Below are 12,417 nucleotides of genomic sequence, written 5' to 3' on the forward strand. Positions count from 1 at the left end.
CCCGGAGCAGCCGGGGCCGGACGAGGCCGAGGCCGCGTCGGTCGGGCTCGCCGCCGGGCGCGTCAGGACCTGGCGCGCGCCTTCGTCGTCCGCGCGCCCGACGAACGACCACCCGATCGCTTCGGCGCCGGACCGGCGGCCCGCTTCGCGGCGAGCAGCTCGACCGCCTGCTCGCGCGTCACCGTCTCGGCCGTCACGTCCTTCGGCAGGGTGCGGTTGGTGATCCCGTCGGTGACGTAGAGGCCGAAGCGGCCGTCCTTGACGACGATGGGCCGCCCGGTCTCGGGGTCGTCGCCCAGCTCCGCGAGCGGCGGCGCCGCGGCGGCCCGGCCGCGCCCGTACTTCGGCTGGGCGTAGATCTCGAGCGCCTGCTCGAGCGTCACGTCGAACAGGGCCTCCTCGCTCGGCAGGGTGCGGGAGTCGGTGCCCTTCTTCAGGTACGGCCCGTAGCGGCCGTTCTGCGCCGTGATCTCCTCGCCCGACGCCGGGTCCACCCCCACCACCCGAGGCAGCGAGAACAGCCTGAGCGCGTCGTCGAGGCTGACCGAGTCGACCGTCATCGACTTGAACAGCGAGGCCGTGCGCGGCTTCGGCGCCGCGGCGAGGGCCTTCTTGCGGGCGGCCGCCGACAGGCCCGGGTCGAGCTCGGGCTCGGGCAGCTGCTCGGTGACGTACGGCCCGTAGCGCCCGTTCCTCACGACGATCGGGGTGCCCGTCGCCGGGTCGGTGCCGAGCACGCGGTCGCCCTCGGGCTCCGCGGCGAGCAGCTCGCGCGCCCGCTCGGCCGTCAGCTCGTCGGGCGCCAGGTCCTCGGGCACCGACGCCCGCTCGCCCTCGGCGCCCTCGAGGTAGGGCCCGTACCGGCCGACGCGCAGCGTGATGCCGTCCGCCACCTCGATCGAGTTGACGTCCCGCGCGTCGATGTCGCCCAGGTTGTCCACCAGGCCCCGCAGCCCGCCGGTGGCGCGCGAGTCGGACCGGTCGCCGAAGTAGAACTCGGTGAGCCAGTCGACGCGGTCCCGCTGGCCCGCCGCGATCTCGTCGAGGTCCTCCTCCATCTCCGCGGTGAACGAGTAGTCGACGAGCCGGTCGAAGTTCTCCTCGAGCAGCCGCGTGACGGCGAACGCCAGCCACGTCGGGACCAGCGCCTGCCCGCGGCTCGTCACGTAGCCGCGGTCCTGGATGGTGGAGATGGTCGCCGCGTACGTCGACGGGCGGCCGATCCCGCGCTCCTCGAGCGCCTTGACCAGGGCCGCCTCGGTGTAGCGCGGCGGCGGCGTGGTCGCGTGGCCGTCGGCGGCCAGGTCGGCGCCCGTCAGCGGGTCACCGGCGGCCATGACGGGCAGCCGGCGCTCGTCGGACGAGGAGCCCGCCTCGTCGTCGTACCGCGCGGTGTCCTGGCCCTCCTCGTAGGCCGCCAGGAACCCGCGGAACGTGATGACGGTGCCGGACGCGGCGAACACGGCCTCCCGGCCTCCGGCGGTCGCGGCGAGCCGGACCGAGGCGGTCTGGCCGGCGGCGTCCGCCATCTGCGAGGCGACCGTGCGCTTCCAGATGAGCTCGTAGAGCCGGAACTGGTCGCCCGAGATCTCGCGCGCCACCTGCGCCGGCGTGCGGAAGTGGTCGCCGGCGGGCCGGATCGCCTCGTGCGCCTCCTGCGCGCCCTTGGCCTTGGCCGTGTAGACGCGCGCGTGCTCCGGCACGTACTCGGCCCCGTACAGCTCGGCGGCCTGCCGGCGCGCCGCGTCGATCGCCTGGGTCGAGAGCACCGGCGAGTCGGTGCGCATGTAGGTGATGTAGCCGTTCTCGTACAGCGTCTGGGCCGTGCGCATCGTCGCGCGCGCGCTCATCCGCAGCTTGCGGCCGGCCTCCTGCTGGAGCGTCGACGTGGTGAACGGCGGCGCCGGGCGGCGCGTGTAGGGCTTCGTCTCCAGGCTCTGCACGACGAAGGCGGCGCCTGCCAGCGCCGCGGCCAGGGCCGTCGCCGCGTCGCCGTCCAGGTGCGCCGCATCGCCCTTCAGCTGGCCCCGGTCGTCGAAGTCGCGGCCGGTGGCGACGCGCCGTCCGTCGAGCGCCGTCAGCCGCGCCTGGAACGCCGGCTCAGCCAGGTCCGCCACCCGGAAGGTGCCGGTGACGTCCCAGTACTCGGCGGAGCGGAACGCCATCCGCTCGCGCTCGCGCTCGACGACGAGCCGGGTGGCCACCGACTGGACGCGGCCGGCCGACAGGCCCGGGCGCACCTTGCGCCAGAGCACCGGCGACACCTCGTAGCCGTACAGCCGGTCGAGGATGCGACGGGTCTCCTGGGCGTCGACGAGGCGGTCGTCGAGCTCACGGGTGCTCGTCAGCGCCCGCTGGATGGCCTCGCGGGTGATCTCGTGGAACACCATGCGCTTGACCGGCACCTTGGGCTTGAGCTCCTCGAGCAGGTGCCAGGCGATCGCCTCCCCCTCACGGTCCTCGTCGGTGGCGAGGTAGAGCTCGTCGGACTCCTTGAGCAGCCGCTTGAGCTCGGCGACCTTCTTCTTCTTGTCGGCGTCGACCACGTAGTACGGCTGGAAGCCCTCGTCGACGTTGACCGCGAACTTGCCGAACGGCCCCTTCTTCATGTCCGCGGGCAACTCGGACGGCTGGGGGAGGTCGCGGATGTGACCGACCGACGCCTCGACGTCGTAGTCGGCGCCGAGGTAGCCGGAGATCGTGCGCGCCTTGGCGGGCGACTCCACGATGACGAGCTTGCGTGCCATGGCTCCCACTGCTGATTCCGAGGTGACCGTCCGTTGCCCTGGGGACTCTACGACGCTTCGTCAAGCCCGACGTCCAGGGACCGTGCCTCACAGCCCGGGGATGACGGCGGCGGACGCGGCGTCCCCCAGCGGCGGGAGGCCGAGCATCTGCTCCGTGGTGCGCAGCAGCGCGTAGTGGTCCAGGCGCCGGCCGATCGTCGTGCCGGGCACCACCGACGGCGCGATGACCAGGAGCGGGACCGTGTTGGCGTGCGAGCCGTCGTCCTCGTCCCACGTGACGAAGACCGCGGTGTCGCCCTGCGCGTACGCCGCGCTCCCCAGCAGCGCCGGCAGCATGCCGCGCAGCCAGGCGTCGCCGGTCGCGACCGGGCAGTCGTGCATGTCGTGGCACAGGTTCGGGGTGACGAAGGCGAAGGCAGGCAGGTCCCCGGTCGCCAGGTCGGCGCTCAGCGCCTCGAGCCCGACGTCCCAGCGCCGGCAGTCCGCGCGGAGGTCCGTGTAGTAGGCCGCCGGGTTGTGCTTCACCGCGTACTCGCCCGCGGAGGCCGACGAGCAGGGCGCCGGCATCCCCTCGACGTACGCCCGCCACGAGAGGCCCGCCGCCGACACCTGGGAGAACAGCGACGGTCCCGGGACCGGGTGCGTCGAGGGCCCCGCGTCGTCGGTGACGCCGTGCGTCGAGCCCGACGTCGCGGCGAGGTAGTTCGGCAGCGAGGGGTGCGCGACGCCGTGGTCGTCCGTCGCGCCGGCGCAGGCCCTCGCCAGGCCGGTGAGGTACGGGGCCGACGACGAGCCGACCACCGACGCCTTGTTCTCGAACCAGATCCAGATGACGTGCCGCCATGCGGCCGGCGCGGGAGCGCCGACGCACGGGTGCGCCGCCGACACGGGGACCGCGGCGGCGCTCGCCGTGGCTGCCCCGGCCGCCGGAGCGGTCGGCGCGCCCGCGCTCGCCGGGCCTCCGCTCGCCGGGCCTCCGCTCGCCGGGCCTCCGCTCGCCGGGCCCGCGCTCGTCGGCACGCTCGTCGGCACGCTCGTCGGGACGCCCGGTGCGGGCGCCGGCGCTCCGCAGGCGGCCAGCAGCGCCACGACGGCGACGACCGTCGCCGCGGACGAGATCACGCGTCGCACGGACCCACTCTGCGCGGGTCATCAGCGAACGGCGAGCGCCCCCGGCACCTCCACCGCGGGCATCCCCGCCTCCGCCAGCGCGGCGCGGTCGTGGCGCAGGCAGGCGACCAGGCGCGACGCGTCGTCGCCGGGCACCGCCGGGCGCACCAGCGTCGGGTGGATCGAACGGCAGGCGTCGAACACGAACCCGCAGCGGTCCGCGAACGGGCACCCGGCCGGCAGGTGCCCCATGTCCGGCGGCGACCCCGGGATGCCGCCGAGCTCGCGGCGCGGCCCGTGCAGCGGCGGGAACGAGTGCAGCAGCCCCTCCGAGTAGGGGTGCCGCGGGCGGCGGTAGACGTCGTCCGCGGCGGCGTCCTCGACGATCTCGCCCGCGTACATGATCGCGATGCGGTCGGCGATCTCGATGAGCAGCGACACGTCGTGCGTGATGAAGACGACGGCGAAGCCGAGCCGGTCCCGCAGCTCCATGATCTGCTCGAGGATCTGCCGCTGCATGACGACGTCCAGCGCTGTGGTCGGCTCGTCCATGATGAGCACCCGCGGCTCGAGGGCCAGGGCCATCGCGATCATCACGCGCTGCCGCATGCCGCCGGACAGCTGGTGCGGGAACGAGCGGATCCGCTCCGGCGAGATGCCGACCATCGTCAGCAGCTCGCGCGCCCGCTCCTCCCGCTCGGCCTTCGTCGACGACGGCCGGTGCGCCGCGATGGTGTCCGTCAGCTGGCGGCCCACCCGGTACACGGGGTTGAGGGAGTTCATGGCGCCCTGGAACACCAGGGCCGTGTCCTCCCACCGGGACGCCCGCAGCTCGTCGTCCGACTGCCGCAGGATGTCCACCGGGTCGCCCGCCACCGGGTGGTACAGCACCTCGCCCGACGCGATGAGCCCGGGCGGCGCCAGCAGGCGCGTGGCCGCGTACACGAGCGTCGACTTGCCGCAGCCGGACTCGCCGGCCAGCCCGAGCACCTCGCCCTCGTGCAGCGTCAGGTCCACGCCGCGCAGGGCGTGCACCCGGGTGTCCCCGTAGCCGTAGTCGACCGCCAGGCCCTTGATCTCGAGGACGGGCCGCCGGGCGGCGCGGGCCCGCACCGCGTCCGGCGCGTAGCGGTCGAGGTCGTCGGCGATGCTCATCGGGTGGCCTCCGGGCGGCGCGGCAGGTCGCGGACCGTGGCGGTGAACCCGATCCGGGGGCGGATCCCGCGCTTGCGCATCTCGCGGGGCTTGAGGCCGGCGAGTCGCAGCCGGGGGTTGACGAACTCGTCGATGCCGAAGTTCACCAGGGACAGGGCCATGCCGAGGACGGCGATGAGCACCCCGGCGGGGACGAACCACCACCACGCGCCGCGCGCCAGCGCCTGGTTGCCCTGGGCCCAGTAGAGGACCGTGCCCCAGCTCCAGTCGTTGACGTTGGCGACGCCGATGAACGCCAGCGTCGTCTGGGACAGCACGGCGAACGTCATCGTCGAGATGAACGACGAGGCGATGATCGCGGTGAGGTTCGGCAGCGTCTCGAACCACACGATGCGCCACGTGCGCTCGCCCGACGCGCGGGCGGCCTCCACGAAGTCACGGCGTCGCAGCGAGAGCGTCTGCGCGCGCAGCAGGCGGGCCCCCCAGGCCCACCCGGTGCCCGCCAGGACCAGCGCGATCGTCAGGTTGCTCGTGCTCCGGACGGCCGCCGCCACCAGGATGATCAGCGGCAGCGCCGGGATCACCAGGAAGATGTTCGACACCGCCGAGAGCACCTCGTCGCCCGCGCCGCCGAGGAAGCCGGCGGTGACGCCGACCGCGATGGCGAGCAGGGTCGCGATGACGGCGGCGAGGACGCCGACGACCATGACGCCGCGCGTGCCGACCAGCAGCTGGCTGAACACGTCGCGGCCGATGTGGTCGGTGCCGAGCAGGTGCTGGGCGCTGGGGTGCGCCAGCAGCGTGCCCACCCCGACCTTGGACGGGTCGTACGGCGCGATCCAGGGCCCGACCACGGCGAGCACGACGAAGACGCCGAGGATGGCCAGCCCGGTGACGGACTTGCCGTTGCGGACGAAGACGAACCGCCGGCGCGGCTTCGCGCCGGCGCGCACCACGATGGGCGCGGCCGCGGGCGTGACCTCCAGCGCGGTGTCGACAGGGACGTTGGACATCTCAGGCCTCCTGCCGGGTCCGGGGGTCGAGCAGCACGTAGACGACGTCGGCCAGGATGTTCGCGACGAGCACGGACAGCGTGATGACCAGGAAGATCCCCTGCATCAGGGGGTAGTCCTTGCCGCCGATGGCCTGGAACAGGCGGAACCCGATGCCCGGGTAGCTGAACACCATCTCCATGACGAGCGTCCCGGAGACGACGAACCCGAGCGACAGGGCGAAGCCGGAGACCTGCGGCAGGATCGCGTTGCGGGCGGCGTAGCCGAACATCACGCGGCGCTCGGACAGGCCCTTGGCCTGCGCCACCGTGACGTAGTCCTCGCTCGTGACGGTCACCATCATGTTGCGCATGCCGAGGATCCAGCCGGCGATCGACGACAGCACGATGGTCAGCCCCGGCAGCAGCGCGTGCTGCAGCACCGAGCCGACGTACGCCCCGCTCCACGACGGCAGCAGGTTGCCGTCGTAGCCGCCGCCGGTGGGCAGCACCTTCCACGTCACGGCGAACGCGGCGATCGCGATGATGCCGAGCCAGAAGTACGGGACCGACGAGAAGAACGTGGTGATCGGGACGATCGCGTCCGCCTTCGTGCCGCGGCGCCAGCCCAGGTACACCCCGACGAGCGAGCCGCCGACCACCGAGATGATCGTCGCGACGCCGACCAGGCCGACCGTCCAGGGCAGCGAGGACCGCAGCACCTGCGACACCGGGGTCGGGAAGTAGGAGAACGAGATCCCCAGGTCACCACGGAACAGCTGCCCCCAGTACTGCCAGTACTGGTCCCAGAGGCTCACCTTCTTGTCGAGCCCGAACAGGACGTACAGCGCCTGGATCGCGTGGCTGTCGAGCTGGCCCTGGTACCGGTTGATGAGCGCCTGCACCGGGTCGCCCGGGATCATCCGCGGGATGAAGAAGTTGATGGTCACCGCGGCCCAGGCCGTGACGACGTAGAAGACCACGCGGCGGACGAGGAACCTCATCGGGCCACCTCCTGGCTGACCTTGGCGGTGCCGAGGTCGGGCGCCCCGGGCTCGTCGGGCGCGTACCCCCAGCACGCGACCTCGCGGCCCGCGCCGATCGGCAGCAGCTCCGGCACGCGCGTGCGGCACAGCTCGGCGGCGAACGGGCAGCGGGGGTGGAACCGGCAGCCGGCCGGCGGCTCGACCATGTTCGGCGGCTCCCCGGTGGCGCCGGTGCGCAGCGGGTCGCCGAGGTGCTCCGGGTCGGGGGCCGAGCGGACCAGCAGCTGGGTGTACGGGTGCGCGGGCGTCTGCGTCACCGACTCGCTGTCGCCGGTCTCGACCGTCTGCCCCGCGTACATCACGTGCGTGCGGTCGGCGAAGTAGCGCGCCGAGGCGATGTCGTGCGTGATGTAGAGGATCGCGATGCCGAGCCTGTCCCGCAGGTCGCGCAGCAGGTTGAGCACGCCGAGCCGGATCGAGACGTCGAGCATCGAGATCGGCTCGTCGGCCAGCAGCACCTCGGGGTCGGCCGCCAGGGCGCGCGCGATCGCGACCCGCTGGCGCTGCCCGCCGGAGAGCTCGTGCGGGAACTTGTCGACGTAGGTGTCGGGGTTGAGCTGGACCCGGTCGAGCAGCGCGCGCAGCGCGTCCTCGAGCGCGGCGCCGCGCAGCCCGCGGTGGTGGATCCGCAGCGAGCGCGTCAGCACGTAGCGCACGGTGTGCACCGGGTTCAGCGACGCGAACGGGTCCTGGAAGATCATCTGCGCCTTCCGGCAGTACTCACGGAAGGCCCGGCCCGACAGGGCGGTCACGGGCCGGCCGTGCAGCAGCACCTGGCCGGCGGTCTGGGGGTAGAGGCGCGCGAGCAGCCGCGCGACGGTCGACTTGCCGGAGCCGGACTCGCCGACGAGGGCGAGCACCTGGCCCGCGCGCAGCTGGAGGTCCACGCCGTCGACGGCGTGCACCACGCCGCGCGAGGTGAGGCCCCGCACCGGGAAGTGCTTGGTCAGGCCGACTGCCTGCAGGACGACGTCGTCGGGCGGGGCGGGAGTGTCACTCATCGGTCACCTGGGGCTGGGGAGCGGATGGGGCATGGCGGTCCCCGCCGGCGCAGGACAGAGGCTGCCGGCGGGGACCGCGACGGTTCATCAGGAGGCGGGCTTCAGCTTCGTGAGGATCCACGTCGCGTTGGCGACCGTCGGCTGCGGGTTGGCGTACGCGTTGCCGTCGTCCGGCCAGCCGACGTAGTACTTCGTCGAGTACTCCGCGGCGGCGGGGCGGGCGTCGACGGCGATGGCCGGGACCTGCTCGACGAAGATCTTCTCGATCGTGTCGAGCGCGGCCTTGCGGCCCGCGTCGTCCGTGGCGTCGGTGTACGCCTTGAACGCGGCGGCAGCGGCGTCGTCCTGGAAGCGGCCCAGGTTCCAGTTGGCCTGCTGGCCAACCGGGAGGTAGTACGCGGGGTCGAACATGTCCGAGTACATCTCGAACGGCGTCATGCCGGTGTTCGTCCAGTGCAGCGCGGCGTCGAAGTCGCCCGTGTTGTTGGCGGCGAACCAGGCGTCGGCCGTCGGGGTGTCGGTCGTGGCGTTCATGCCGATCGACTGCGCGGACTGGGCGATGAGCTGCTGGCTGGTGACGTAGTCGTTCCAGCCGGCCGGCACCCAGAGCTTGAAGGAGACCTGCTTGCCGTCCTTGCCGATCAGCTTGTCGCCGTCGTACGTGTAGCCGGCGTCGGTGAGCACCTTCTTGGCGCCGGCGACGTCCACCTTGTACGTCTGGTTCTTGTAGGCGTCGGCGATGAACGAGTCACCCGCCGGCGTCGGGATGCCCGTGATGTTGGTGAGCTCGGGGAAGAGGCCGGACTCGGCGACCACGGAGGCCTGCTTGCGGTCGACGACCATGTTGAGGGCCTTGCGCACCGCGACGTCGTTGAACGGCGGCTTGGTGACGTTGAGCATCAGCTGGTCGATGCCCAGCCCGGCGGGCATGAACACCTTGTTGTGGGCGGCGTCCTTCGCCACGTAGACGTTCTGGTAGTCGGCGATGAACGTCCAGCCCCACTGGCACTCACCGGTCGCCAGCGCGGTCGTCTCGGTGTCGTTGCCCGAGTACGAGGTGTAGCGCAGCTGCGGGACCGCGAGCTTGCCGCCCCAGTAGGTCGGGTTCTGGTCGAGGATGACGGCCTGGTCGGTCCACGAGGTCAGCGTGTACGGGCCGGTGCCGATCGGCTTCTGGTTGGGGTCCTTCACCGGGTCGGTCATCGACGACCAGATGTGCTTCGGGACGACGAACAGCTGCAGGATCTTGATCTGGTTGATGAACTGGCCGGACGTGAAGCCGACCGTCACCGTGTCGCCGGAGACCGCGATGTCGCCGTAGGGCAGGCCCTCGGTGTTGAGCTCCTTGTGGTCCTTGCGCAGCTGCAGCGAGAACGCGATGTCGTCGGCCGTGAACGCCTGGCCGTCCGACCACTTGACGCCGTCACGTGCCGTGATCTTCAGCTGCGTGAAGTCGGCGTTCCACTCCCACGACTTGGCGAGCCACGGCTCCGGCTTGTTGGAGGGCCGCGTGTCGTTGACCTGCGCCAGCGGCTCGTAGATCGCCCAGCGGTAGCCGAGCGAGTTGCCCGACGCGGTGTTGAGGAACGGGTTCGAGTTGTTCGTCTGCGGGCCGTTCGGCATGCAGATGGTCAGCGTCTGGCCGCCTGCGGCCGCGCTGTTGCCGCCACCGGTGGCCCCGGTGGTGGGCGTGGTGCCCCCACCGCTGCTGCAGGCGGTGGCGAGCATCGCGACGGCCGCCAGGGTGGCGACCGTCGCGGCCAGCTTGCGCGTTGTCACGAGTGCCTCCTTGCACTGGTTGCGGCGGACGACCGCCCGCCGCTGTGTTGCGTTGACCTTGCGTGGACTACTGCTGGGACGGGATGACGACTTCGGTGGTCAGGCGCAGGTCGCGCGACGAGCGGCCCACGCGGATCGGGTAGGTGCCGGGTGGCGTCGCCCACCCGGCACCCGTGTCCCAGGTCCGCAGCGCGTACGGGTGCAGCCGGACCTGGACGGTCGTGGTGGTGCCGGGATCGGCGTCCACGACGGCGAACCCGCCGAGCCACCGCACCGGGCGCTCCCCGACGGGGGTGCCGGCCGGCGGCTCGACGTAGACCTGGACGACCTCACGGCCGCGCCGGCGGCCGGTGTTGGTCAGCGTGACGGCGACGGTCACGCCGTCGTCGCCGGGCGACACCTCGGCCGCCACGTACTCCCACGTGGTCCAGCCGAGCCCGTGGCCGAACGGCGCCGCGGGGACCCGGCCGAGCCGGTCCCAGCCGCGGTGGCCCACGTCGACGCCCTCGGCGTAGTCGACGATGCCGTCCACCGGCACGGCGTCCGGCACGGGCACGTCCTGCGCACGGGCCGGCAGCGTCCACGGCAGCCGGCCGGACGGCTCGACGGCGCCCGACAGCGCGTCGGCCAGCCCGTCGGCCCACTCCTGGCCGCCCAGCCAGCCCCACACCACGCAGGGCGCCTGCTCGAGCCAGGGCAGCAGCACCGGCGCGCCGGCGTCGACGACGACGACCGTGCGCGGCTGGACCGCCAGCACGGCGCGCACCAGCTCGTCCTGGTCGCCGGGCAGGTCGAGGTCGGTGCGGTCCCAGCCCTCCGACTCCACCTCCTCGGTGGTGCCGACGACGACGACCGCGACGTCGGCGGCCGCTGCCGCCGCCACCGCCTGCTCGCGCAGCTGCGCGGGGGTCGGCCCTGGCTCGTCGTGCAGCAGGCGCAGGCGAAGGAACGCGTCGTAGCCCACCGGGTGCGCCACCTGCACGGTGGCGTCCAGCTGCACGACCTCCGGCCCGGTCACCGGCACCATGACGGCGGCCGGGTGGTTGTACGTCGAGTCGAGGACCACGTCCTCGTCGACCACACGGTCGCTCGCCGAGACCTGCCCGCCGTCGACGAGCACGCGGTGGCGCCCGATCGTCGCGACGCCGACGGTGTGGGTGCCGGGGGTCGTCAGGGGCACGGACGTGCGCAGCCGCAGCGCGACCGCCTCGTCGGGCAGGTCGGCGACGTCCTCGTCCCACTCGGTGGCGACCCACTCGCGGAGCACGGCGCCCGCCGCGTCGAGCAGCTGCACGTGCGCGCCCGGCTTGCCGTCCGGCGTCGTCGCCTGCGACAGGTCGAGCGACGGCGCCGTGAAGCGGGACACGCCACCGGCGGCGAGCTCGACCGTGGCACCGGGGAACGCGAGCGCAAGCGCGGCATCCAGCCCGACGTGGCGGTCCGCCTGCACGGCCGAGGAGCCGCCGCCGGCGAGGAACGGCGTCACGGCGTTCGGCCCGACGAGGGCGATCCGGGCGGGGCGCTCCAGCGGCAGCAGCCCGTCGTCGTCCTTGAGCACGACGAGCGAGCGCGCGACGAGCTCGCGCAGCACCCCGGGGACGTCGACGCCGGTCACGGGCGACGCCGACGTCCCGAGGGCCCCGACGCGCTGGGCGAGGCGCAGGATCCGCAGCACCTTGTCGTCGAGCTCGTCCTCGGCGACCTCGCCGGACGCCACCGCGGCCGCCAGCCCATCGCCCCACGGCCCGTCGGGGCCCGGCATCTGCAGGTCCATGCCGGCACGCACCGGCCCGGTCACCGACTTGGTGGCCACCCAGTCGGAGACCAGCACCCCGTCGAACCCGAGCTCGCCCTTGAGGACGTCGGTGAGCAGGTGGCGGTGCTCGAGCACGGGCGCGGACTCCACGCCGTCGTCGACCCCGTTGTAGGCCCCCATCACGGCCCAGGCGCCGGCGCCGACCAGCGCCTCGAACGGCGCGAGGTACACCTCGCGCAGCGGGCGCTGCCCGACGCGGGAGACGTAGCGGGTGCGGTCCGTCTCGGAGTCGTTGGCGACGAAGTGCTTGACGCACATGCCGACGCCGCGGGCCTGCGCGGCGGCGACCAGCGGCACCGCGAGGGACGCGGTGAGCACCGGGTCCTCGCTGTAGCACTCGAAGTGCCGTCCGCCCACCGGGGTGCGCTGGATGTTCACCTGGGGCGCCAGCACAACATCCACCCCGTGCCGGCGCGCCTCGGCGGCGAACGCCTCGCCGACCCGGGCCGCGAGGGCGACGTCCCACGTGGCGCCGAGCGCGGACGGCGCGGGGAACGATGCCGCGGAGTCGCCGGCGTCGCCACGGACGCCCGCCGGGCCGTCGGACATGACGATCGACCGCAGCCCGAGGCGCGGCACGGCGGCGGTGCGCCACATGTCGATGCCGACCAGGAGCGCGACCTTCTCGTCGCGCGTCAGGGCGGCCAGCACGGTCTGAGGTCCGGCGGCGGGTGCGGTCGGGGGGACCGTGTCGAGTGCCACTGCGTCGGGGCCTTCCTGCGCGGACGTCGTCGTTCGGGGACATGCAACCACGCTGGTTACTTACCTGTCA

General features: G+C 73.1%; 8 protein-coding genes. All 8 read right to left on the bottom strand.

The genetic code is table 11. From position 1 onward, the window contains the following. Positions 1–62: 62 nt before the first annotated feature. Complete coding sequence (topA, locus tag BGO37_RS07405) at positions 63–2,747, bottom strand: type I DNA topoisomerase (protein WP_291753576.1); 2,685 nt, start codon at positions 2,745–2,747, stop codon at positions 63–65. An 87-nt stretch (positions 2,748–2,834) separates the two neighbouring features. Then, on the bottom strand, positions 2,835–3,878 hold the full coding sequence (locus tag BGO37_RS07410; protein WP_291753577.1) for an alkaline phosphatase family protein: 1,044 nt from the start codon (positions 3,876–3,878) through the stop codon (positions 2,835–2,837). A gap of 21 nt (positions 3,879–3,899) precedes the next feature. Further along, entirely contained in the window at positions 3,900–5,012 is a 1,113-nt protein-coding gene (locus tag BGO37_RS07415) for an ABC transporter ATP-binding protein (protein ID WP_291753579.1), read from the bottom strand. Next, a complete protein-coding gene (locus BGO37_RS07420) occupies positions 5,009–6,025 on the bottom strand; it encodes an ABC transporter permease (RefSeq protein WP_291753581.1) in 1,017 nt (338 codons plus the stop codon). The genes BGO37_RS07415 and BGO37_RS07420 overlap by 4 nt, the downstream gene beginning before the upstream one ends. A 1-nt stretch (position 6,026) precedes the next feature. Further along, complete coding sequence (locus BGO37_RS07425; RefSeq protein WP_291753583.1) at positions 6,027–7,007, bottom strand: ABC transporter permease; 981 nt, start codon at positions 7,005–7,007, stop codon at positions 6,027–6,029. Continuing rightward, entirely contained in the window at positions 7,004–8,050 is a 1,047-nt protein-coding gene (locus BGO37_RS07430; RefSeq protein WP_291753586.1) for an ABC transporter ATP-binding protein, read from the bottom strand. The genes BGO37_RS07425 and BGO37_RS07430 overlap by 4 nt, the downstream gene beginning before the upstream one ends. Before the next feature lie 87 nt (positions 8,051–8,137). Next, on the bottom strand, positions 8,138–9,829 hold the full coding sequence (locus BGO37_RS07435) for an ABC transporter substrate-binding protein (RefSeq protein WP_291753589.1): 1,692 nt from the start codon (positions 9,827–9,829) through the stop codon (positions 8,138–8,140). 67 nt (positions 9,830–9,896) lie between these two features. Then, a complete protein-coding gene (locus BGO37_RS07440; RefSeq protein ID WP_291753592.1) occupies positions 9,897–12,347 on the bottom strand; it encodes a glycoside hydrolase family 3 protein in 2,451 nt (816 codons plus the stop codon). Positions 12,348–12,417: the final 70 nt, after the last annotated feature.

This window comes from Cellulomonas sp. 73-92, assembly GCF_001898175.1.
GTDB lineage: Bacteria > Actinomycetota > Actinomycetes > Actinomycetales > Cellulomonadaceae > Cellulomonas.